This is a genomic window from Cellulomonas pakistanensis, from assembly GCF_016862755.1.
Taxonomy (GTDB): domain Bacteria; phylum Actinomycetota; class Actinomycetes; order Actinomycetales; family Cellulomonadaceae; genus Cellulomonas; species Cellulomonas pakistanensis.
Genome location: NZ_BONO01000027.1, coordinates 1 through 22268, shown reverse-complemented (window position 1 = coordinate 22268; position 22268 = coordinate 1). Strand labels below are relative to the sequence as shown.

23 protein-coding genes and 1 tRNA gene are annotated in these 22268 nt (G+C 76.2%); 7 read left to right on the top strand and 17 right to left on the bottom strand.

The genetic code is table 11. The features are described 5' to 3' along the window. Nucleotides 1-2: 2 nt before the first annotated feature. The 7 genes from thrC to Cpa01nite_RS15610 all read right to left on the bottom strand — a co-directional run bounded on the left by thrC (nt 3) and on the right by Cpa01nite_RS15610 (nt 8133). Nucleotides 3-1094, bottom strand: a complete 1092-nt coding sequence (gene thrC, locus Cpa01nite_RS15640) for a threonine synthase (protein ID WP_203669680.1) — start codon at nt 1092-1094, stop codon at nt 3-5. Further along, nucleotides 1094-2473, bottom strand: coding sequence for a homoserine dehydrogenase (locus Cpa01nite_RS15635; RefSeq protein ID WP_239068839.1), 1380 nt, complete (start codon nt 2471-2473; stop codon nt 1094-1096). Before Cpa01nite_RS15635 ends, thrC begins: the two co-directional genes overlap by 1 nt. 199 nt (nt 2474-2672) lie before the next feature. Further along, on the bottom strand, nt 2673-3011 hold the full coding sequence (locus Cpa01nite_RS15630; protein ID WP_203669678.1) for a HepT-like ribonuclease domain-containing protein: 339 nt from the start codon (nt 3009-3011) through the stop codon (nt 2673-2675). Continuing rightward, nucleotides 3008-3619, bottom strand: a complete 612-nt coding sequence (locus tag Cpa01nite_RS15625; RefSeq protein ID WP_203669677.1) for a nucleotidyltransferase family protein — start codon at nt 3617-3619, stop codon at nt 3008-3010. Before Cpa01nite_RS15625 ends, Cpa01nite_RS15630 begins: the two co-directional genes overlap by 4 nt. A gap of 90 nt (nt 3620-3709) precedes the next feature. Further along, nucleotides 3710-5092 carry a diaminopimelate decarboxylase gene (lysA, locus tag Cpa01nite_RS15620; protein ID WP_203669676.1) on the bottom strand — a complete coding sequence of 461 codons (1383 nt, stop codon included), beginning with the start codon at nt 5090-5092 and terminating at the stop codon, nt 3710-3712. Next, nucleotides 5089-6768, bottom strand: a complete 1680-nt coding sequence (argS, locus tag Cpa01nite_RS15615; protein ID WP_203669675.1) for an arginine--tRNA ligase — start codon at nt 6766-6768, stop codon at nt 5089-5091. The genes lysA and argS overlap by 4 nt, the downstream gene beginning before the upstream one ends. Nucleotides 6769-6822: 54 nt before the next feature. Next, on the bottom strand, nt 6823-8133 hold the full coding sequence (locus Cpa01nite_RS15610) for an MFS transporter (RefSeq protein WP_203669674.1): 1311 nt from the start codon (nt 8131-8133) through the stop codon (nt 6823-6825). A 105-nt stretch (nt 8134-8238) separates the two neighbouring features. On the opposite strand from Cpa01nite_RS15610, the gene Cpa01nite_RS15605 reads away from it, so the two are divergent. After that, on the top strand, nt 8239-8892 hold the full coding sequence (locus Cpa01nite_RS15605; protein ID WP_203669673.1) for a FadR/GntR family transcriptional regulator: 654 nt from the start codon (nt 8239-8241) through the stop codon (nt 8890-8892). A gap of 57 nt (nt 8893-8949) precedes the next feature. Further along, nucleotides 8950-9025: transfer RNA gene (locus Cpa01nite_RS15600), tRNA-Arg, on the top strand. A gap of 64 nt (nt 9026-9089) precedes the next feature. Here Cpa01nite_RS15600 and Cpa01nite_RS15595 read toward each other — a convergent pair. Beyond that, the gene (locus tag Cpa01nite_RS15595) at nt 9090-9392 is read right to left on the bottom strand and encodes a hypothetical protein (RefSeq protein WP_203669672.1); all 303 of its coding nucleotides are present in this window, start codon (nt 9390-9392) and stop codon (nt 9090-9092) included. Between the two features lie 150 nt (nt 9393-9542). On the opposite strand from Cpa01nite_RS15595, the gene Cpa01nite_RS15590 reads away from it, so the two are divergent. Next, nucleotides 9543-9929 (top strand): hypothetical protein, encoded by a 387-nt coding sequence (locus tag Cpa01nite_RS15590; protein ID WP_203669671.1) that lies wholly within the window; start codon nt 9543-9545, stop codon nt 9927-9929. 15 nt (nt 9930-9944) lie between these two features. Here Cpa01nite_RS15590 and Cpa01nite_RS15585 read toward each other — a convergent pair whose 3' ends face one another. From Cpa01nite_RS15585 to Cpa01nite_RS15565, 5 genes are all read right to left on the bottom strand, one after another. Next, nucleotides 9945-10763, bottom strand: a complete 819-nt coding sequence (locus Cpa01nite_RS15585) for an ABC transporter ATP-binding protein (RefSeq protein WP_203669670.1) — start codon at nt 10761-10763, stop codon at nt 9945-9947. Further along, nucleotides 10760-11830 carry a FecCD family ABC transporter permease gene (locus tag Cpa01nite_RS15580; RefSeq protein WP_203669669.1) on the bottom strand — a complete coding sequence of 357 codons (1071 nt, stop codon included), beginning with the start codon at nt 11828-11830 and terminating at the stop codon, nt 10760-10762. Before Cpa01nite_RS15580 ends, Cpa01nite_RS15585 begins: the two co-directional genes overlap by 4 nt. Then, nucleotides 11827-12870 carry a FecCD family ABC transporter permease gene (locus Cpa01nite_RS15575; RefSeq protein WP_203669668.1) on the bottom strand — a complete coding sequence of 348 codons (1044 nt, stop codon included), beginning with the start codon at nt 12868-12870 and terminating at the stop codon, nt 11827-11829. The genes Cpa01nite_RS15580 and Cpa01nite_RS15575 overlap by 4 nt, the downstream gene beginning before the upstream one ends. Before the next feature lie 10 nt (nt 12871-12880). Continuing rightward, a complete protein-coding gene (locus Cpa01nite_RS15570) occupies nt 12881-13918 on the bottom strand; it encodes an iron-siderophore ABC transporter substrate-binding protein (protein ID WP_203669667.1) in 1038 nt (345 codons plus the stop codon). A gap of 112 nt (nt 13919-14030) precedes the next feature. After that, a complete protein-coding gene (locus tag Cpa01nite_RS15565) occupies nt 14031-14870 on the bottom strand; it encodes a helix-turn-helix domain-containing protein (protein WP_239068838.1) in 840 nt (279 codons plus the stop codon). 194 nt (nt 14871-15064) lie between these two features. On the opposite strand from Cpa01nite_RS15565, the gene Cpa01nite_RS15560 reads away from it, so the two are divergent. Further along, nucleotides 15065-15862, top strand: coding sequence for a CPBP family intramembrane glutamic endopeptidase (locus tag Cpa01nite_RS15560; RefSeq protein ID WP_203669713.1), 798 nt, complete (start codon nt 15065-15067; stop codon nt 15860-15862). Between the two features lie 26 nt (nt 15863-15888). Here the strand turns inward: Cpa01nite_RS15560 and Cpa01nite_RS15555 are convergent, their stop codons facing one another. Next, complete coding sequence (locus Cpa01nite_RS15555) at nt 15889-16647, bottom strand: AMP-binding protein (RefSeq protein WP_239068837.1); 759 nt, start codon at nt 16645-16647, stop codon at nt 15889-15891. Between the two features lie 507 nt (nt 16648-17154). Here Cpa01nite_RS15555 and Cpa01nite_RS15550 point away from each other — a divergent pair. Beyond that, nucleotides 17155-17298 carry a hypothetical protein gene (locus tag Cpa01nite_RS15550; RefSeq protein WP_203669665.1) on the top strand — a complete coding sequence of 48 codons (144 nt, stop codon included), beginning with the start codon at nt 17155-17157 and terminating at the stop codon, nt 17296-17298. Nucleotides 17299-17757: 459 nt separating this feature from the next. On the opposite strand, the gene Cpa01nite_RS15545 is transcribed toward Cpa01nite_RS15550, so the two are convergent. Both Cpa01nite_RS15545 and Cpa01nite_RS15540 read right to left on the bottom strand, forming a co-directional pair. Next, nucleotides 17758-19929, bottom strand: coding sequence for an LLM class flavin-dependent oxidoreductase (locus Cpa01nite_RS15545; protein WP_203669664.1), 2172 nt, complete (start codon nt 19927-19929; stop codon nt 17758-17760). A 2-nt stretch (nt 19930-19931) separates the two neighbouring features. After that, entirely contained in the window at nt 19932-20870 is a 939-nt protein-coding gene (locus Cpa01nite_RS15540) for an LLM class flavin-dependent oxidoreductase (protein WP_203669663.1), read from the bottom strand. 100 nt (nt 20871-20970) lie between these two features. Between Cpa01nite_RS15540 and Cpa01nite_RS15535 the strand changes: the two genes are divergently transcribed. Then, on the top strand, nt 20971-21459 hold the full coding sequence (locus tag Cpa01nite_RS15535) for a MarR family winged helix-turn-helix transcriptional regulator (RefSeq protein WP_203669662.1): 489 nt from the start codon (nt 20971-20973) through the stop codon (nt 21457-21459). Nucleotides 21460-21490: 31 nt separating this feature from the next. On the opposite strand, the gene Cpa01nite_RS15530 is transcribed toward Cpa01nite_RS15535, so the two are convergent. After that, nucleotides 21491-21952, bottom strand: a complete 462-nt coding sequence (locus tag Cpa01nite_RS15530; RefSeq protein WP_239068836.1) for a MarR family winged helix-turn-helix transcriptional regulator — start codon at nt 21950-21952, stop codon at nt 21491-21493. Between the two features lie 76 nt (nt 21953-22028). On the opposite strand from Cpa01nite_RS15530, the gene Cpa01nite_RS15525 reads away from it, so the two are divergent. Beyond that, nucleotides 22029-22235: a hypothetical protein gene (locus Cpa01nite_RS15525; RefSeq protein ID WP_203669661.1), complete on the top strand. Its 207-nt coding sequence runs from the start codon at nt 22029-22031 to the stop codon at nt 22233-22235. Nucleotides 22236-22268: the final 33 nt, after the last annotated feature.

Genomic DNA, 22268 nt, shown 5'->3' with positions numbered 1-22268 from the left:
CCTCAGCCGAGGCCGAGCGCGGCGGCGATCTCCACCACGTCGGGGCGCACCCGGGTGGTCTCGACCTCCGTGCCGTCGGCCGTCCGCAGCGCCCACTGCGGGTCCTTGAGGCCGTGGCCGGTGACCGTCACGACGATGCGCGCGCCGGCGGGCACGCGGCCCTCCCGGGCGAGCCGCAGGATGCCCGCGACGCCCGCGGCGGACGCCGGCTCGACGAACACGCCGACCTGCGACGACAGCACCCGGTGCGCGTGCAGGATCTCGTCGTCCGTCACGGCCTCGACGAGCCCGCCGGACACGTCCCGCGCCGCCTCGGCCTGGGCCCAGGACGCCGGGTTGCCGATGCGGATGGCGGTCGCGATGGTCTCCGGCTCGGTGATCGGGTACCCGTGCACGATCGGCGCGGCCCCCGCCGCCTGGAAGCCCCACATCGCCGGGGTGCGGGTGGCGACCGGCGCGAGGTCCGCGCCGGCGTCCAGGCCCGCGTACTCCCGGAAGCCCTTCCAGTACGCGGTGATGTTGCCGGCGTTGCCGACGGGCAGCGCGTGGATGTCGGGGGCGTCGCCGAGCGCGTCGACGATCTCGAACGCGCCGGTCTTCTGGCCCTCGATGCGGTCCGGGTTGACCGAGTTCACGAGCTCGACCGGGTACGCCTCCGCGAGCTTGCGCGCCGCGATCAGGCAGTCGTCGAAGTTGCCGTCGACCTGCAGCAGCGTGGCGCCGTGCGCGACCGCCTGGCTGAGCTTGCCCATCGCGATCTTGCCGTCCGGCACGAGCACGGCGCAGACCATGCCGGCGGCGGTGGCGTACGCGGCGGCGGACGCCGACGTGTTGCCCGTCGACGCGCACACGACGGCCTTCGCGCCGCGGCCCGCTGCGGCGGACATCGCGGTCGTCATGCCGCGGTCCTTGAACGAGCCGGTCGGGTTCATGCCCTCGACCTTGACGAGCACCTCGGCGCCGGTGAGGGCCGACAGCGCGGGCGCCTCGACGAGCGGGGTGCCGCCCTCGCCCAGCGTGACGACGCGCTGCTGGACGTGCGCGGGCAGCCGGTCGGCGTACTCGCGGATCACGCCGCGCCACTGGTGTGCCATCAGGCTCCCTCGACTCGCAGGACGGAGACGACCTCGCGGACGGCGTCGAGGTCGCGGATCGCGGCGACGGTGGCGGCGAGCGCGGCCTCCGGCGCCTCGTGCGTGGTGATGACCAGGCGCGCGACCCCGGGGGCGTCGTCGGCCTCGACCGCCGGCTCGGCGGGCGCGTCGGCCGGCGTCTGCCGGACGGCCTCGATCGACACGCCGTGCTCGGCGAGGACCGCGGAGACGTGCGCGAGCACGCCGGGCCGGTCGTCGACGTCGAGGCGCACCTGGTACCGGGTGCGCGCCGACTCCGCGGGCAGCACGGGGAGCGCCGCGTACCAGGACTCGGCCGGGCCGCGCCCGCCGTGCACCCGGTGCCGGGCGGCGGACACGACGTCGCCGAGCACCGCGCTCGCCGTCGGGGCGCCGCCCGCGCCGCGGCCGTAGAACATGAGCTCGCCGGCGGCGTCCGCCTCGACGAACACCGCGTTGAACGCGCCGCGCACCCCCGCCAGCGGGTGGCTCAGCGGCACCAGCGCCGGGTGCACGCGCACCTGGACGCCCTCGGCCCCGTCCTCGCCGGTCCGGCGGTCGGCGATCGCGAGCAGCTTGATGACGTGCCCGGTGCGCGCGGCCCAGGCGACGTCGTCGGCGGTGATCTGCATGATGCCCTGGCGGTCGACGTCGTCGATCGACACCCGGGTGTGGAACGCGAGCGACGCGAGGATGGCCGCCTTCGCCGCCGCGTCGAAGCCCTCGACGTCCGCGGTCGGGTCGGCCTCCGCGTAGCCGAGGGCCTGCGCCTCGGCGACCGCGTCGGCCAGCTCGAGCCCGTCGGTCGCCATCCGGTCCAGCACGTAGTTGGTCGTGCCGTTCACGATGCCGAGCACGCGGTGCACGCGGTCGCCGGTGAGCGACTCGCGGACCGGCCGGACCAGCGGGATCGCGCCGGCGACCGCGGCCTCGAAGTAGAGGTCGACGGCGGCGGCGTCCGCGGCCTGGTAGAGCGTGGGACCGTCCTCGGCGAGCAGCGCCTTGTTCGCGGTGACCACCGCGGCGCCGTGCTCGATCGCGCGCAGCAGCAGCCCGCGGGCCGGCTCGATGCCGCCGACGACCTCGACCACCACGTCCGCCTTCGCGACCAGCGCCTCGGCGTCGGCGGTGAGCAGGGCGCGGTCCACGACGGGGTCGCGCGGCGCGTCGACGTCCCGCACGGCGACGCCGACGAGCTCCAGCGGCGCCCCGACCCGCGCGGCGAGGTCGGACGCCTGCGTCGTGAGCAGCCGGACGACCTCCGAGCCGACGACGCCGCAGCCGAGCAGCGCGACGCGCACCGCGGGGCGGTCGGTCGCGCCGGGCGCGGGCGAGGTGGGGCTGACGGGCTCTGCGGTCACCGCGTGCACCTTCCGATCACGCCCGGTCCGATCCGGGCCTGCTGGGGTGGGGTCCGGCGCAGCGGCGCCCGACCGGACCACAGGATAGGGGGACCCCATCGGCGGGCGGCCGGGTATCCACACCGTGGGCGCGGCGGTCCGGCGGGAGCACGTACCGGGCCGCACGACCGTTTCGGGATCGTGCGACCCGGCGCGCGCGTCAGACGTCCGGATCCGGACGGGCCACGAGCGCCACGAGCCGCTGCTCCAAGCCGTCGAGGTGCTCGCGGACGACGCCGCGCACGACGTCCGCCTCGATCCAGAGGTACCCGTGCGCGATCCGGTTCCGCAGCGAACGGATCTGCGGCCACTCGCTGCCGCACGCGGCGTCACGATCAGCAGCGGGCATCTTGCCGATGCAGTCGAGTGCGCTGGAGAGGTGGAGCGCCACCGCGTCGAGCGCCACCTCCTCGTCCAGGCCGTACTCACCGACGTAGCGGCGGATGAGAGTGAGGTGCTCGAGAGCGTCGTCGGCCAGGTCCGTCGTCGTCCGCTTCACAGCGCGATCGCCTCCACCGTGCGGGCGACCCGCGGCTTGAGCATCCTCGCGGGCACCACGTCGACGGGTCGGCGCAGGAGGTCAGTGAGCTCGACCTCCAGACGCGCGAGATCGAACAGGCTCACGCCCGGCTCCAGGTCGACGAGGAGGTCCACGTCGGACTCCGGCCCGTCCTCCCCGCGCGCGACGGACCCGAACACCCGGACGTTCGACATCCTGTGCTTGCTCGCCGCCGTGACGATCGCGTCCCGCTGCCGCCCCAGCACCCGGCTGAGCACCGTCTCCGGCTCCGCCCCGCCGTGCCCGTCGCCCGGCTCGCCGCCGACCGCCACGTCGGCCGTCGCCGGCACGAGGTCCACCGCCGCCGGCACCGCGTCCCCGCGCCCCAGCAGCCGCGCCACCTCCGGCTGGCTCCGTCCCAGCGCCGCCGCGATCCGTCGCTGGCTCCACCCGAGCCCCGCCGCCTGCCGCACCGCGAGCACGAGCCCGCGCGACGCCTCGGCCCGCAGCCGGTCGGCCCGCGCCGCCGTCGCGCCGAGGTACGCGGTGAACGCCGCCTCGACCGCGGTCAGCCCGTCCTGGTCCGGGCTCCGATCCTCGTCGACCATCTCGACCACCTCCGATAGCAGACGCTATCGACGGCGCGGGGTACTCAACCCGGGGCCCGGCCACCTACGCAGTGTCGGCCGCGGGCGACCTCAGCCGAGGTCGAGCGCCAGCAGGTCGTCCTCGGTCTCGCGACGCACCAGCACCCGCGACGCCCCGTCGCGCACGGCGACGACCGGCGGCCGCGGCACGTGGTTGTAGTTGGACGCCATCGACCGCCCGTAGGCCCCGGTCGCCGCGACCGCGAGCAGGTCCCCCGCCGCCACGTCGGCCGGCAGCTGCACCTCGTGCACGACGATGTCGCCGCTCTCGCAGTGCTTGCCGACCACCCGGGCGAGGACCATCTCCGCGGCGCCCTCCCGCGACACGATCGCCGCGTGGTAGTGCGCGCCGTACAGCGCGGGCCGGATGTTGTCGCTCATGCCGCCGTCGACGGAGACGTACAGCCGCGACGTGCCCTCGTCGAGCGACACGGGCTTCACCGTGCCGACGGTGTAGAGCGTCAGCGTCGTCGGGCCGACGATCGCACGGCCGGGCTCGAACGACAGCCGCGGCAGCGGGGTGCCCAGCGCCGCGCACGTCGCGTCGACCGCCCCCGCGATCTCCTTCGCGATCCGGTCGACGTCCAGCGGGACCTCGCCGGGCAGGTAGGCGATGCCGAACCCGCCACCGAGGTCGACCTCCGGCACCAGGTACCCGGTGCGCTCGGCGAGGTCGGCGCGCAGCCCGAGCACCGTCTGCGCCGCGACCGCGAACCCGGCCGGGTCGAGGATCTGCGAGCCGATGTGCGAGTGGATGCCGAGCAGGCGCAGCTCCGGGTGCCGCAGCACGAGCTGCAGCGCGGTCAGCGCGGGGCTGTCGCCGCCGTCGGCGGGCGTGGCGACGGACAGGCCGAACTTCTGGTCCTCGTGCGCGGTCGAGATGTACTCGTGCCCGCCCGCGTGCACGCCGGTGGTGACGCGGACCATCACGGGCGCGGGCGGCGCGCCGGCGCCCCGGGCCCGGACGGCCGCCGCGACGCGCTCGACCTCGCCGAGCGAGTCGACGATGAGCCGCCCGACGCCGGCGTCCAGCGCGCGGGCGATCTCGGCGCCCGACTTGTTGTTGCCGTGCAGCCCGATGTCACCGCCCGGCACGCCGGCGCGCAGCGCGACCGCGAGCTCCCCGCCGGTCGACGTGTCGACCCGCAGGCCCTCCTCGTGCGCCCACCGCGCGACGGCGACGGACAGGAACGCCTTGCCGGCGTAGTACACGTCCACGCCGGCGCCGACCTCGGCGAACGCGCCCTCGAACGCCGCGCGCAGCGTGCGCGCGCGGTCCCGGAAGTCCGCCTCGTCCAGCACGTAGGCCGGCGTGCCCTGCTCCGCCGCGAGGTCGCGGACGTCGACGCCCGCGACGCGCACGGCCCCGTCGGCGCCCCGGGCCGCGTGCGCCGGCCAGGGCAGGCCGAGCGGGGTGTCCGGACCGCCGGTCACATGCGCTCCGGAGCGCTGACGCCGAGCAGCGCGAGCCCGTTGGCCAGCACCTGGCGCGTGGCGTCGTTGAGCCAGAGGCGGGTCCGGTGCACGTCGCCGACCTGCTCGTCGCCGAACGGCAGCACCCGGCGCTGGTCGTACCACTTGTGGTACGACCCCGCGAGCTCCTCCAGGTAGCGCGCGACGCGGTGCGGCTCGCGCAGCTCGGCCGCCTGCGCCACGATCCGCGGCAGCTCGGCGATCTTGCCCAGCAGCGCCGACTCGGTCGGGTGGTCGAGCAGCGACGCGTCGAAGCCGTCCGCGCGGCGCACCCCGGCGTCGGCGGCGTTGCGGCCCACCGCGCAGGTGCGGGCGTGCGCGTACTGCACGTAGAACACGGGGTTCTCGTTCTTCGCGCTCGCCAGCAGGTCGAGGTCGAGGTCGATCGACGAGTCCGCGGACGACCGCGCGAGCGAGTACCGGGCGGCGTCGACGCCGACGGCGTCCACCAGGTCCTCGAGCGTCACCACGGTGCCGGCGCGCTTGCTCATCCGCATCGGCTGGCCGTCCTTGAGCAGGTTGACCATCTGCCCGATGAGGATCTCGAGGTTGACCCCCGGGGTGTCGCCGAACGCGGCGCACATCGCCATCATCCGGCCGATGTACCCGTGGTGGTCCGCGCCGAGCATGATGATGACGCGGTCGAAGCCGCGCTCGCGCTTGTCCAGGTAGTACGCGAGGTCGCCCGCGATGTACGCGGCGTCCCCGTCGGACTTGATGATGACGCGGTCCTTGTCGTCGCCGAAGTCGGTCGTGCGCAGCCAGGTCGCGCCGTCCGCCTCGAAGACGTGGCCGTTCTCGCGCAGCCGGGCCACGGCGCGCTCGACGGCGCCGGTCTCGTGCAGCGTGTCCTCGTGGAAGTAGACGTCGAAGTCGACGCCGAAGTCGTGCAGCGCCTGCTTGATCTCGCCGAACATGAGGTCGACGCCGCGCGCGCGGAACGCCTCCTGGGCCTCGGCGTCGGGCAGCGTGCGGGGGTCGGGCTCGCCGGCCGCGGCGGCCTGCGCGATCACGGCGTCGGCGATGTCGGCGATGTACTGGCCGCCGTAGCCGTCCTCCGGCGCCTCCTCGCCCTTCGCGCGGGCGAGGAGCGAGCGGGCGAACCGGTCGATCTGCGCGCCGTGGTCGTTGAAGTAGTACTCGCGGCCCACGCGCGCACCCGACGCCTCGAGCACCCGCGCCAGGCTGTCGCCCACCGCGGCCCAGCGCACCCCGCCGATGTGGATCGGGCCGGTCGGGTTGGCCGAGACGAACTCGAGGTTGATGGACTCGCCGGCCAGCGTCTCGTTGCGGCCGTACGCGGCGCCGGCCTCGACGACCGAGCGCGCGAGCTCGCCCGCCGCGGCGGCGTCGAGCGTGATGTTGAGGAAGCCGGGCCCGGCGACGTCGACCTTCGCGACGCCCGCGGCGTCGGAGAGCCGGCGCGCGAGCTCCTCGGCGAAGGCGCGCGGGTTCGTCCCGGCCTTCTTCGCGAGCTGCAGCGCGACGTTCGTCGCCCAGTCGCCGTGCTCGCGCTGGCGGGGTCGCTCCACGTGCACGGTGGCAGGCAGGTCGGCGGCGTCCAGGGCGAAGGTCCCGTCGGCGACGGCGCCCGCGAGGGCGGCGCGCAGGGACTCGGAGAGCTCAGCGGGGGTCACCGGACAAGCGTAGCGACGCGCCGGGGCTGCCCCGACCGGGCATCCGCCCGTCGGTCAGACCGCGTCCGGCCCCGCGGCGCCGGGGTGCGCCGCCTCCCCCGGCGGCCTGCGCGGGCCCCAGGTGTCCTCGAGCATCACCGGCCGGCAGGCGACGGTCGCCGCGACCAGCAGCACCACGAGCGTGCCGAGCAGGAACAGCAGGCCGACGGTCCAGGTGCCCGTCGCCTCGTAGAGCACGCCGACCAGCAGCGGCCCCGTGCCGGCGATCGCGTACCCGACGCCCTGCGTGAACCCGGACAGCGAGGCCGCGCCCGCGGACGTGCGCGTGCGCAGGTTGATCAGCGCCAGCAGCACGGGGAACGCGCCGGGACCCAGCCCGCCGAGCAGCACCCACAGCCAGACCGGGCCGCCCGGCGCGACGAGCAGGCCGACGTACGACACCGCCCAGCAGGACACGAACACCACGACGAGCCCGATCGGGTTCCGCATCCGGGACGCGGCGATCGGCGCCACCAGCGCGGGCGGGAGGCCGAGGATCGCGAACACCGACAGCCACACCCCGGCGGCGTGCGGCGACGTGCCGCCGTCGACCAGGATCTGCGGCAGCCAGGCGAACATCGCGTACGAGTCGAGGGAGTTCATGGCGAACGTCACCGCCATCCCCCACGCGAGCGGGCTGCGCCACACGCGGCCGCCCTGCCGGTGCCGCGAGGTCAGCGCGGGGGTGGTGGCCGGGCCGCGCCGCAGCAGCCCGCCGAGCGCCGAGCGCGCCGCCGCCGAGCGGGCGATCACCACCACCCACGGCACCGCCGCCACCACCCCGACGACGGCCCAGACCGACAGCGCGGTGCGCCAGCCCAGCCGCTCCGCCACCGGCAGCGCCAGCAGCGCGGGCAGCGCCGTGCTGAACGTCATCGTCACCGAGTAGATCGACGTCACCACGCCGATCCGGTCCGGGAAGTACCGCTTCACCACCGGCGGCAGCAGCACGTTGCCCATGCCCATGCCGGCCAGGGCGATCACCGACCAGCCCAGGAAGCCCGCGGCCGTCGAGGTCGAGGAGCGGACCACCTCGCCGGTGACCGACAGCAGCATCGCCGCGACCAGCAGCGGCTCGAGCCCGACCCGGCGCGCGAGCACCGGCGTGATCGAGCCGAACGCGGCGAACGACGCCACCGGGATCGTGCCGAGCAGGCCCGCCTCCGTCGGCGACAGCGCGACGTCGGCCCGCACCAGGTCGAGGATCGGCGACACCGACGCGACCGCGATCCGGAGGTTCAGCGCCACCAGCACCACGCCGAGCAGCACCACGCGGCGCCCCCGCCAGGGCGCGACGGAGCCGGCGGGCGGGGCGGTGGACGACATGCGGCCTCGGTTCTGGCGAGCGGGGGCGCGCGTCGTCGGGCGCTGGCGGACGGGTGCCCCGGTCGTGTTGAATCGCGGCACAACTGACCAGGGAGACTACTCCGCATGACGCGACGCACCGGACTCATCGACGCGACGGTGGCGCAGCTCCGAGCACGCATCACCTCCGGCGACTGGCCGGTCGGCGCCCGCATCCCGCCGGAGCCCGCCCTGGTCGAGCTGCTCGGCGTCGGCCGCAACACCGTGCGCGAGGCGGTGCAGTCCCTGGTGCACGCCGGGCTCGTCGAGCGGCGGCAGGGCTCGGGCACCTACGTGCTGTCGACCTCGGAGCTCGCCGTCAGCATGGGTCGGCAGATCGCCGACGCCCGGCAGCGCGACGTCGTCGAGGTGCGACGCAGCCTGGAGGTCGAGGCCGCCCGGCTCGCCGCCCGCCGCCGCACCGCCGCCGACGTCGCCACCATCACCGGCCTGCGCGACCAGCGCGCCGAGGCGTACCGGTCCGGCGCGCTGGACCGCATGGTCGCCGCCGACCTCGCCCTGCACCGGGCCATCGCCCGCGCGGCCCGCAACCCCGTGCTGCTGTCCCTGTACGAGAACCTGATCGACGCGATCACGGACAACATCCGGTTCAACTTCGCGCAGATCCTGCAGGACGGCGACAACCACGACGGCCTCGTGGACGCCATCGCGGCCGGCGACGACGTGCGCGCCGTCGAGGAGACGAGCGTCTACCTGTCGGGGCTGCTCGGGGAGGACTGAGAGCCTGGTAGTCTCGTGCACCGCGCCGCTCGCTCGCGGGTGGCGCCGCCGTGACCCGCCCTCGTAGCTCAGTGGATAGAGCGTCTGCCTCCGGAGCAGAAGGTCGTAGGTTCGAATCCTATCGAGGGCACCAGCACGCAGGCCCGGCCCCGTCAGGGACCGGGCCTTCGTCGTGCGGGGCGGCGGCGGGCGCGCCGTCAGCGCGGCACGCGCGGCAGCGACCGCGTCGCCGGCTCCGCGAACTCCAGCGTGATCCGCAGGTGCCGCAGCTCGCGCTGGTCGAGCACCCGGCCCGCGCCCTCGTAGTGGATCGCCTCGCCGTCGATCAGCTCCAGCCGGGCCATCGGCGCGTCCACCAGCAGCGTCTCGGTCGTGGTGTCCTCCACCCGCAGGCTCCCCCCGGTGCCCTCGATGCGGACCGCGTGGCCGCGCAGGTCGACCGCGCGCAGCAGGGCGCGGGTCTCGCCGTCGCGCAGCAGGATCCGAGTCGGTCGCAGCAAGGGGAATCCTTCCGGGGGCGGGGGTGGTCCGGGCGGCGCGCGGGGAGAGCGCTCGCCACCCGGTCCTCCGATCGGCCGGGACCTGCCGACTTGTGAGGGTTCGTGCGGACCCGTGACCTCTGCGTCTCCTGCACCGGGTACCGTCGCCGCGTGCCCCGCCGCAGCCAGACCCCGATCCCGGGCCTCGTCGAGCGGACGGAGCCGCTGGCGCCGGGCGAGGCGCACGTCGACCCCGCCGACCCGCGAGGGCACCGCGCGCCGCCGCCCGGGCTGGACCTGTGGTCCTGGCAGATGCAGGTGTTCTCCGGGACCGCGCCGGTGCTGTCGGTGGTCGCGGTCGGGCTGGCCCTCCAGCGGGGAGCGTGGCCGCCGCTGGTCGGCGCGGCGCTGTTCCTGCTCTCCGCCGTCGCCACCTGGTCCACCCGCGAGCGGTACCGCGGGTCCCGCCGCGGCCGGCGCGACCTGCTGCGCGTGAGCGGCGGCATGCTGATCGCGCTGGTGCTGCTGCTGGGCGGGGTCCCGTTCCTGGCGCCGTGAGCGCCGCGCGCGCCCCTAGCGGGCGGCCACCGCCGCGTCCGCGTGGTGCCGCCCGACCGGCAGCATCAGCGGCCGCCCCGACAGCGGGTCGGTGATCACCCGGCTCTCCAGCCCGAACACCGCCCGCACCGTCCCGGGCGTCAGCACGTCCGACGGGTCGCCCGCCGCGAGCACCTTCCCGCCGGCCATCGCCACCAGGTGGTCCGCGTACCGCGCGGCGAGGTTGAGGTCGTGCAGCACCATGACGATCGTCGTGCCGCGGTCGCGGTTCAGGTCGGTGAGCAGGTCGAGCACCTCGACCTGGTGGCTGACGTCGAGGAACGTGGTCGGCTCGTCGAGCAGCAGCAGGTCGGTCTCCTGGGCCAGGACCATCGCGATCCACACCCGCTGCCGCTGCCCGCCGGACAGCTCGTCGACCGGGCGCTCCGCGAGCTCGACCGTGCCGGTGGCCTCCAGCGCGGCGGCGACGGCGCGGTCGTCCTCGCGGCTCCACCGGGACAGCACGCGCTGGTGCGGGTGCCGCCCGCGGCCGACCAGGTCGGCGACCGTGATCCCCTCCGGCGCGAGCGGCGACTGCGGGAGCAGCCCGAGCGTGCGGGCGAGCTCCTTGGCGGGCGTCCGGTGCACCTGGCGGCCGTCGAGCAGCACCTGCCCGCCGCGCGGGGCGAGCAGGCGGGACATCGAGCGCAGCAGCGTCGACTTCCCGCACGCGTTCGCGCCGACGACCGCCGTGATCCGCCCCGGCGGCACCGCGAGGTCGAGCCCGTCGACCACGGTGCGGTCGCGGTAGCCGAGCGTGAGCCCGGTCGCCTCGAGCGTGTGGGACGTGGTCACAGCGAGCCTCCCGTGCGGTTCGTCCGCGTGATCAGGTAGATGAGGAACGGCGCCCCGAGCGCACCCGTGACGACGCCCACCGGGTAGCGGGCGCCGAACGCGTACTGCCCCGCGAGGTCGGCGACCAGCACGAGCAGCGCCCCGACCAGCGCGGACGGCACCAGCATCGAGCCGCGCGGGCCGACGACCCGGGCGGCGATCGGGCCGGAGAGGAACGCGACGAACGCGATCGGGCCGGCCGCCGCGGTCGCGAACGCGATGAGGCCCACCGCGGCGCCGATCAGCAGGATGCGGGTGCGCTCCACCCGGACGCCGAGCGCGGACGCGGTGTCGTCGCCGAGCTGCAGCTGGGACAGGTTCCGCGCCTGCGCGAGCAGCACCGGGCCGAGCACGAGCAGGGCGAGCAGCACCGGGACGACCGCGCCCCAGCCCGTGCCGTTCAGGCTGCCGGTCAGCCAGCGCATCGTCTCCTGCAGCTCCCAGCGCGGCGCCTTGCTGAGCGCGTAGGACGTGACGCTCTCCATCATCGCGGCGACGCCGATGCCGATGAGGACCAGCCGGGTGCCGAGCACGCCCTGCCGGAACGAGAGCACGTAGACCAGCGCGGCCACGGCGAGCCCCGCGGTGATCGCGAACAGCGCCACCTGCGCGCCGCCCAGGCCCAGGAACACGATGCCGACCGCGGCCGCGGCGCTGGCGCCGGTGCTGATGCCGATGATGTCCGGGCTGGCCAGCGGGTTGCGGAGCATCGTCTGGAACGTGACGCCGCCCAGGCCGAAGCAGACGCCGGCGACGACCGCGAGCACGGCGCGCGGCAGCCGCAGCCGCCCGACCGTGAACGACGCCCCGGGGACGTCCTGGCCCAGCACCACGCGGAGCACGTCGGCCGGCGGGTAGAACGTGCGGCCCACCATCAGGCTCGCGAGCAGCACGACGACCACGAGCACGACCAGCACCGCGATCGCGCGTCGGCGGCGGCGCAGCCGGCCGACGCGCCCGGCCCGGACGGCGTCCGCGGTGGCGTCGGCGGCGCGCGCGGTGCCCGGCGCGGCGGCGAGGGCGGTCACAGCTCGCGCACCTTCTGCCGGCGGACGACCCAGATGAAGAACGGCGCGCCGACCAGGGCGGTGATGATGCCGACGTCGAGCTCCTCCGGCCGCGCGACCACCCGGCCGACCACGTCCGACGCGGTGACGAGCCCGGCCCCGGCGAGCGCGGAGAACGGCAGCAGCCACCGGTGGTCGACGCCGACCAGCAGGCGGCACAGGTGCGGCACCACGAGCCCCACGAACGCGATGGGCCCGGCGACCGCGGTCGCCCCGCCGGCGAGCAGCACGGCCCCGAGCGACGCGAGGGCGCGCGCGACCGCGACCCGCTCCCCCAGCCCGGCGGCGAGCTCGTCGCCCAGCGCCAGGGAGTTCAGCCCGCGGGCGGCCAGCAGGCAGATCGCCGTGCCGACGGCGAGGAACGGGAGCACCGCGCCGATGCTCGAGAAGCCCGCGCCGCCCACGCCGCCGATCTGCCAGGACCGCACGCTCTCGGCGATGTCGCCGCGGGGCAGCACGACCGCGCTGATGAACGACACGAACGCCGCCGACGTCGCCGCCCCGGCGAGCGCCAGCTTGAGCGGGGTCGCCCCGCCGCTGCCCAGCGACCCGACGACGTAGACGAAGACGGCGGTGACGCCCGCGCCGACGATCGCGGTCCAGATGAACGCCGTCTGCGTCCAGATGCCGAACCAGGCGACGCCGACCGCGACGGCCAGCGAGGCGCCCATCGTGACGCCGAGGATGCCGGGGTCGGCGAGCGGGTTGCGCGTGACCCCCTGCATCACCGCGCCGGACAGCCCCAGCGCGGCGCCGACGAGCAGCGCCAGCACCGTGCGCGGGATCCGCTTGGCGACCGCGGCCTGGCTGACGTTGTCCGTCGCGCCGCCCAGCGCCGCGGTGAGGTCCGCCCAGGAGATCTCCCGGGAGCCGATCGCCAGCGACGCCGCGACCAGCAGCGCGAGGACGGCGACGACGACGAGCAGCCAGAGCAGGCGCACGCGGGCCGGGCGCCGCACGACGGCGACGCCCGGCTCGGGTGCGGGTGGGGCGAGGGTCACGCGCGGCGGGTCACTCGGCCGAGGCGCCCGCGGCGTCGGCGAGCATCGCCACGTAGTCCTCGAGCACCCAGGAGATCGACAGCGGCGTCGGGTTGGCCGCGGTGCCGAGCGGGCCCGAGCCGTCGAGGAACACGATCGAGTCGCTCTCGACGGCGGGCATCTGGGACAGCAGCGGGTCGGCCTTCAGGGTGTCGACCAGCGCCTGGTCCCCGTAGGTGACGATGAGCTCGACGTCGTCGAACACGTCCACCTGCTCGGCGCTGATGCTGCCCGAGAACTCGCCGGAGGCCGAGGCCTCCTCGACGGCGTCCGGCGTGCTGAGGCCCAGGTCCGCGAAGAACGCGGCGCGGGTGTCGTTCGCCGTGTAGAAGTTCACGGTGCTGAGGTCGGTGGTGTCGACGTGCGTCAGGAACATCGTCGACACGCCCTCCAGGCCCGGGTGCGCCGCGACGGTGTCGGCGATCTCGCCCTCGAGCTCGATGACGAGCTCCTCGCCCTCGGCCGCCAGGCCCATCCCGGCCGCGTTCACCAGGATCATGTCGCGCCACGACGTGGCCCACGGCTGCTCCGGGTAGGCGACGACCGGCGCGATCTCGCTCAGCGTGTCGTAGTCCTCCTGCGTGAGGCCGGAGTACGCGGCGAGGATGACGTCGGGCGCGGTGTCCGCGACGGCCTCGAAGTCGATGCCGTCCGTCTCGTCGAACAGCACCGGCTCCTCCCCGCCGAGCTCCTCGAGCTTCTCCTCGACCCACGGCAGCAGACCGTTGCCGTCGTCGTCGCCGAAGTTGGCGGCCGCCATGCCGACCGGGACCACGCCGAGCGCGAGCGGCACCTCGTGGTTGGCCCAGTTGACCGTCGCGACGCGCTCCGGCACCTCGTCGATCGTCGTCGTCCCGAAGGCGTGCTCGATCGTGATCGGGAGCTCCGCGGCGGACGGGGCCGCGGAGGCCTCGTCGGACGACGCGTCGGAGGGGGTGCTGCTGCACGCAGCGAGGACGAGGGCGACCGATCCGGCCGCGGCCAGGGCGGACAGGCGACGGGTGCGCATAGCGGAGCTCACTCTCGAAGGAGGCGGATGAGGTGCCTCCGGCCTGCGCGGATCCGGTCCGCGCGGCGGGTGAGGCGTGCCTAAGTTAGGTGAGGCTGTGTGACTGGCGCAATCACGCGATCGGGACGTCGCCTGTCGCGATCGGGACGCGCACCGGCGCCGCCGCGGGCTGGAACCGGCTGGGCGACCGGCCCGTCTGCCGGCGGAACGCCGCGCCGAAGGCGCTCGCCGACCGGTAGCCGACCGCGTCCGCGACGTCCTCGACCCGCTCGCCCGCCGCCAGCAGCAGCACCGCGCGCTGGACGCGGACCGCCGCCTGCCAGCCGCCCAGGCTCTGCCCGGTCTCCGCGCGGAACGCGCGGGTCAGCGTGCGCGCGCTCACCCCGAGCTCGGCGGCCCAGTCCGCGAGCGCCCGCGGGTCGCCGGGGTCGGCCTCGACCGCCGCAACCACCGGGCGGAGCAGCGCGGACCCGGGCGTCGTGACCCGGACCTCGCGGGGCGCCGGCTCCAGCACGTCCAGCACCATGCGCTCCGTCAGCGCGCGGGAGTCCTCCGCGAGCGCCGCGTCGCGCAGCCGCTCCAGCAGCAGCGCGAGCAGCGGCGTCACCTCCACCCCGACCGGGGCGTCCGCGAGCGGCCGGACCGCGTGCACGCCGAACTGGGCGGCGCGGTACCAGGTGCCCGCCGGCGCCCGGGCGGTGTGCACGGTCCCCGCCGGGAGCCACAGGCCGGTCGTCGGCGTGATGGCCCACGTGCGGTCGCCCACCGTGACGCTCGACGCGCCGCGCAGGTTCCACAGCAGCTCGTGCGTCGGGTGCGCGTGCGGCTCCCACACCGTCTCCCGGGCGACCAGCTCGTCCATCCCGTCGATGACGTACGACACCGGGACCGCGCCCGCCGCGTACAGGGGCAGGGCGCGGCTGTCGACGCCGCGCGCGGCCGGAGGGGACACGCGCGCAGCCTACGGGCCCGCCTGCCGCGGTCCGCGCGGGCCGACCGCGCCGGGGCCCCACGCAGCGAGGGCGCGCGGGCGGCGCGGTGGTCGGGCACGCTGGGCGCGTGACCCCCTCCGCCGCGGCCACGCCCGCCACCCCCGCCGAGCCCACCGCCCGGTCCACGACCGCCGGCACCCGCGCCCCCTGGGACATCGGCTCCCCCGCCCGGCTGCTCGCCGCGGCCCTCGTGTGCGGCGCCGCCGTGCTGATCTTCGCCGTGCACGTCCGCCCGCTCGGCTACCTCCCGCTCGTCGCGGGCATCGCGCTCGGGCTGGCCGTCGACCGCGCGCTCGGGCGGGACCTCGCGCTCATCGGCACCGGGATGGCGATCGTGTCGGCGATCTCGCTGGAGGCCGACCTGTCCGACGCCGGCATGGCGCGGTTCACCGTCGCCCTGTCCCTCGCCGTCCTCGTGCCCTGGGCGCTGTCCCGGTACCTGTTCCGGCAGCGCAGCATCCGGTTCCCCGTCGCGACCGGACGCCGCTGGACGCGCTGGCAGTGGACCTACCTCGCGGCCGTCGTCGTCATCGGCTACCTGCTGCTGCCGTTCTACTTCATCGGGTCGGGCGCGTACCGGAACTGGCCCGACCTGGCGGGCGGGCAGGACATCGCCCGCCTGTTCGTCGGCGTCAACGCGGTCGGCATCTGGGACGAGCTGTTCTTCATCTGCACCGTGTTCGCGCTGCTCCGCCAGCACCTGGGCCTGTGGACCGCGAACGTCCTGCAGTCCGTCGTCTTCGTCTCGTTCCTCTGGGAGCTCGGCTACCGCGAGTGGGGCCCGCTGCTCACCGTGCCGTTCGCGCTCGTCCAGGGGTGGATCTTCGCGCGCAGCACGTCGCTGCCCTACGTGGTGGCCGTGCACCTGCTGTTCGACCTGGTCGTCTTCGGCGTGCTCGTGCACGCGCACCACCCGGAGCTGCTGGACGTGTTCGTCACCGCGCCGGGCTGAGGCGCGCGCCGACCTCGGGACGGCTGCTAGACCAGCGCCGGGTGCCGCGCCGGCGCGGGCCCGTCGACGTGGACCTTCCGGCGGGGCCACCGACCGGCCGCCGCCAGCACGTCGCGCGCGAGCGGCACCGACGCCGCGCGCGCTCCTCGTGAGACGGGGCCCTGGCGGTCACCGCCGCCGGTCGACCTGGCGAGCGCGTCCAGGTCGGCGTGGGTCCAGTGCACGCCGAGCGGGCCCTCGCCCGGGCGGTCCGACCGGACGAACAGCAGCGCCGCGTCCCCGTCCGGGTCCGGCTCCGGCGGCAGCGCCACGAGCAGGTGCCGCGTCACCAGGTCGACCAGCGGGAGCGCCCCGCCGACGAACCGGTCCGCCAGCCGCGGGCGGTCGGCGGCCAGCCGCAGCGCCGGCCCGCGCAGCCGGTGGACGAGCCGCAGGCCGTCCCGGTCCCCCACCACCACGTCCGGGCGGGCCGCGGCGTGCGCCGCGGCGACCTCGGCGGCGGGGAGATCGGGACTCACCACCACCACGACGGCACCCAGCCGCAGGCAGGCCGCGACCGTGGCCGATCGCGCGGGGCCCGGCCCGAGCACCAGCGACACGCGGTGACCGGCGCGCACGCCGGCGGAGTGCAGAGCGGCGGCGAGCCGGACCGCGTGGTCGGCGCGGGCACCCGGCTCGGCGGCGGTGCCGGACGCCGGGTCGGCGCCCGGGCGCCGGCCGGTCGACGGCGGACGGAGGCCCGCGGCCGCGGTGCCGCTGCGATCAGCGGGGTCGAGACCGGTCACGGTGCCTCCTCGTGCGCTCGGCCGGCGGGTCCGGCGGTGTCCACCCACCGTCGCGCGGCACGGCTGGTCGTGTCGTCATCCCCCGGGAGGGATCGCGGCCCCTCCCGCCGCCGTACGGGCACGACCACAGGGGGACGCGGCGGCGTGGCACATCGGCCGGACGGCTGACCCGACCGGCGACGCCCGCGCGACGGACACCGACGGGTGCTCCCCGCGGTCGAGCCGCGAGAGGTCCGGGCGGCACGAGGACCGGGGGCGACGTGTCGCGCCAGAACGGGGCGGTGCGTCGCGTCAGAACGGCGGCGGCGCGTCGTCCGGGTCGGTGGTGGCGTCGTGGCTCCGGCCGGTGCCCGGGCGCACGAGGTAGCGGTGCCCGGCCGGGGTGATACCGGCGACCACCGACACGCCCCGCCCCGGTCGCGCCCGCGCACGCCCCGGCCGAGACTGGCGGAGGCGGGCCGCCCGGCGACCCGCTCCGCACCATCCGAGCGACGAGAGGACCGCACCATGGGTCTGGACGACATCACGGAGAAGGCCAGCGACGCCGGCATCGAGAAGGCGGGCGACACCGCGGCGAAGAAGTCGGGCGGCGGCAACGCCGACAAGATCGACGACCTCGAGCAGAAGGCCGACGACAAGATCGGCAAGTAGCCCGCCGACGGGCCGCGACCGACGACGACGCCCGCGCCTCCCCCCGGGGGGCGCGGGCGTCGTCCTGCGTGGCGCGAGGCCACGCGGCCGTGGGGGCGGTGCCGGGCCCTCCTCCCGGCGACCGCCCGCGGCGGTCAGCGGCGCACGCGCAGGCGTCCGTCCCGGGCCCGGGTGACGAGGTCGCCCAGGCCGACGACGACGATCACGGCCGTGAGGCCCGCGACGACGATCCACACCTGCGGCGACATGACGGTTCCCCTCGTTCCGGCCCTCGACGTGCTGACGGGTTCCATCCTGGCGCGCCGCACCCCGGCGGCGGATCGGCCCTGGGCCGTATCTTGCGGTCCCGCGAGGGGCGTACCGGGTCCCCCTGGGGGAGCACGGCCTCCTCCTCACGGCGGAGGCCCGACCCCGAGCGGACCCGGGGTCGGACCCCGAGCGGGCCGCGGCCGGCGCCGGTCAGACCACGACGGCCGGCGGCTCGGCGACGGAGTAGTTGTGCCGGAAGACGTCCTCCGGGTCGTACCGCCGCTTCAGCCCGCGCAGCCGTTCCAGGGTGGCACCCGGGTAGACGTCGGCGAGCCGCTCGGGCCGGCGGTCGGTCTCGAAGGACAGGTAGGCGCCGTCGAAGTGGTGCGCCATGGCGTCCCAGATCGCGTCGATCCGCCGCCGGCTGCTCCCCATGGCGACGATGCTGAAGTTCGCCGACCGGTGCGCGTAGGCGGTGGCGTCGGCGGGGACGTCGTGCACCGCGCCGCCGGCGGCCCGGATCTGGAAGAACGGCGTCGCGCCGCTGCGGACCAGCCGGGCGGCGTCCGCGGCGAGCTCCGGCGTGAGGTGCTCGGCCATGCCGGACCGGGTGACGGGCTCGCCGTCCGAGGTGTGCCGCTGCGGCACGGACACGACCGCCGGGTACGGCACGACCTGGACCTGCTGCTGCAGCAGCGGCGCGATCCGGGCGAACGGGGTCAGCCGCTCGATGATCGTGTCCGGGTCGTCGGAGTCCACCATCGCCATGACCTGGGCGGCCACGACCCCGCCCCGCGGCGGACCCATGATGAGGAACGCCGTGGTGTCGCGCGGCGCGGCCTCCAGCGTGGCGCCGTAGTCGACGAGGAACTGCTCGGTGTCCGACGCGTCGAATACGAGCTGGGCGAAGCCGACGTCGCCGACCTCGTCCACCTCGAACTCGAAGGACGTGACGACGCCGAGGTTCGCGCCGGCGCCGCGCACGCCCCAGAACAGGTCCGGGTTCTCGTCGTCGCTCGCCCGGACGACCGAGCCGTCGGCGAGCACCACCTCGGCGGCGCGCAGGTGGTCGAGCGTCAGCCCGTGCGCGCGGACCAGGAACCCGATGCCGCCGGCCGTGGCGAGGCCGCCGACGCCCACGCCGCCGTAGTCCCCGGAGGTCAGGGCCCAGCCGTACGGGTGCAGGGCCGCGGCGACCTCGCCCCAGCGGGCGCCGGGCTGGATCCGCACGCGCCGGGTCGCGACGTCGAGGACCTCGATCGCGGTCATCCGGGACAGGTCGAGGACGACGCCGCCCTCGTTGGTCGACCGGCCGCTGATGCCGTGCCCGCCGCTGCGGATGGCGAGCGGCACGTCCTGCGCGCGGGCGTAGGCGAGCGCCTCGACGACCTCGGCCGTCGAGCCCGGGCGCAGGACCAGGCCGGGCCGACCACCGCGCATGTAGGTCGACCGGACGGCGGCGTACCCCGCGTCGCCTGGCTCGACCGCGGTGCCCACCAGCGCGGCGGGGACGGCGTCGTAGTCGATGCCGGGGGCCCGGGCGGCCCGCACGGCGGCGCTCCGGACGGTGCCGACCCGGGTGCCGCGGGCGGCGCGCCCGGCGGCGACGCGGTCCCGGACGGCCGCGGCGACCTCGGCGAACGCGGCGAGCGCGTCCTCGTCGGCGGCGGAGAGGACGAGGGTGCCGACCCCGGCGTCGAGCACGAGCCCCCGGCGCACCTCGCGCGGGTCGCGGCCCGCGGCGGCGAGGTCGGCGTCCAGGGCGGCCTGCTCGCGGCGCACGGCGGCGAGCCGCTCCGGCGTCGCGTCGTCCGCCACCGGCAGCCACCAGCCGTCGGCGACCCGCGCGGCGAGCACGCGCGCCCCCGTGTCGGCCGGCGTCCGCCCGTCCCCGAGCCACAGCGCCAGGGTGTGCGCGGGCGCCGGCCCGCGCTGCGCCCCGACGACGCGGTGGTGCCGGCCCTCGAGCGCCAGCGGCCCGGGGTCGGCGGCGTCCCACATCCCGCGCAGGACGTCGACGCCCTCGGCCAGCGCGTCGAGCGCCTCGTCGCGGTCGGCCCCGGCGCCGGCGGCGAGCCCGGGCGTCACGCGCCCGCCCGCCAGGTGGTCCAGGCTCGCGACGGCGCGGGCCAGCACGGCCGGCGGGCGGTCGTCCAGCGTCAGGCCGCGCGCCGCGAGGTCGACGCGCTCCGTGCGGCCCGCGACGGCGGCCAGCGCGGTCCACGCGTCGAGCCCTGGCTCGCCGTCGGCGCCCGGGTCCGTGACGACGACCAGGTCGAGGCCGAGGTCCTCGGCGCGCGCGGCCAGCCGCGCCGCGGCGCCGGGGTCGTCCGCGCCGAGCGGAAGCTCGACGCCGAGCTGCAGGGGGTGCCCGAGGTCCATGCTCACGCCTCCCCCGCCACGACGGCGGCCGGCGCGGTCCCGGCGCCGCCGCGCTCGGCGGCCACGAGCTCGCGCACGGCCGGGGCGATCTCCTGCCCGAGGACGGTGAGCAGGGTGGGGTCGTCGCCCGTGGCGATGAACGCGCTTGTGCCGTGCTCGAGGGCGAGGACCGCGAGCTGCTCGACCCACTGCTCGGGCGGGCCGGTCAGCAGGTCGGTGCTGCGGCGAGCGGACAGCCGCCCGCCCACGTTGAGCAGCCGCCGCACGGCGCGCGGGTCGCGCCCGGCCGCGGCCGCGGCGTCGTCGATGCGCGCGTTGGCGTCGTCGAGGTCCTGCATGCTGCTGAGGTAGCCGAGGGACGGGAGCCAGCCGTCGGCGTGCTGCCCGGTGAGCCGGAGCATCCGCGGCTTGTAGGCGCCGACCCAGATCCCGACGGGGTGGGCGGGCGCGGGGCCGCGCTTGGCGCCGGCCAGCGGCCAGTACTCCCCCGGCAGGTCGACGCGGGCGCGCTCGCTCGTGTCCCACAGGGCCCGGATCACCGCGATCGCCTCCCGGAGGGCGTCCACCCCCTGGCCCGGGGTGAGCCGCCGGCCGCCCATCGCCTCGATGGCGTCCCAGAACGCGCCGGAGCCGAGGCCGAGCTCGACCCGGCCGCCGGACAGCAGGTCCAGGCTGGCGACGGAGCGGGCGAGCACGGCCGGCGGGCGCAGCGGGAGGTTCGCGACGTTCGGCGCGAGGGTGATCCGCTCGGTCCGCGCGGCGACGTAGGACAGCAGGGTCCAGGTGTCGAGGAAGGACGGCTGGTACGGGTGGTCCTGGAAGGTCGCGAGGTCCAGCCCCGCCTGCTCGGAGAGCTGCGCGAGCCCGACGACGCGCTCGGGCGCCGCGTTGCCCGGCGTGATGAACGACCCGAACAGCAGGTCGTGGCCGTAGTCCGTCATGTCCGCCTCGTCTCGATGTCCCGACGATGCCGTCGGTTCTCCCGATCGTATGTCGTACAGATGATTGGCTCAACCACCGGCCGGGGCGTACGCTTCCCCTGTGACCGCGACCGACGAGCACGCCACGGACTCCGACCTGGGCTGGTCGCTGGGCGTGCTGCTCCGCGCCTACGAGCGGGCGATGACGACGGCCGTCGCGGCGGTGCCGCACGGCTTCCGCGGGTTCCTCGTGCTGCGCGAGGTGGTCCGCGGCGCGCACCCGAGCCAGGCCGCGCTCGCGGCCAGCCTGGGCATCGACCGCACGGTGATGACGTACCTCGTCGACGACCTGGAGCGGGCCCGCCTCGTGGAGCGCCGCGTCGCCGAGGTCGACCGGCGCCAGCGGCGGGTGCTGGCGACGGCCGCGGCCGCGACGCTGCTCACCGAGCTCGAGCAGCGGGTGGCCCACGCGGAGGACGCGGTGTTCGGCGCGCTGGAGCCCGAGGAGCGCCGCGCGGTCGGGCTGCTGCTGCGCCGGGCGGCGTGCGGCTACCGGGACGCCGAGCCGGGCGACCCGTGCACGACGGTGGAGCACGCGCTGGGCCGCTGACGGCACCCGGCACCGGACCCGCCGCCGCGGCTCACGCCCGGCGCGCCCCCGCGCTCTCGCACGCCGCCAGGAGCAGCTCCGCCGCCTCCCGGATCCGACCGACCTCGCCGGCGTCGAGCCGCAGCCCCTCGGCCATCGCCGCCGGGATCCCGACGGCGCGCTCGCGCATCGCCCGCCCCGCGTCGGTCAGCCGGATGGCCAGGGCGCGCTCGTCCACGCCGTCGCGCGCGCGGGAGACCAGCCCGAGCGCCTCGAGCCGGCGGACCAGCGGCGAGGCGGTGGCCGGCTCCAGGTGCAGCAGGCCGGCGAGGGTCTTGAGCGTGAGGTCGCCGTGCTGCCAGAGCGCCAGCATCGCGAGGTACTGCGGGTGGGTGAGCCCGAGCGGCTCGAGCAGCGGGCGGTAGAACGCGACCAGCGCGCGGGACGCCGCGGACATCGCCAGGCAGACCTGCGCCTCGACGGCGAGCGGGTCGGTCGCGGCGGGCGTGGTCACGCCCCGATGCTAGCGCGGATCGTTCGTGCCCGTATGATGAGGGCACTCAGCATCCGGACGGACGAGGCGGCGGGCCATGGGCAAGATCGGCAGGGCGAACGACAGGCGCGAGGCGGCGCTGCTCAGCGTGTTCGGGCCGGCGCAGGTCGGCGACCCGCTCGCGCCCGACCGCGAGGTGGCCGACGCCGACCGCGAGCGCGACCAGGCGCTGCGCACGGAGTTCGTCCGCGTCGTCGGCGCGGACGGGCGGCCGTACCTGGTGGAGCGCCCGGTCGAGGGCTGACGCCCCGCCGCACGACGAGCCCGCGCGACGACG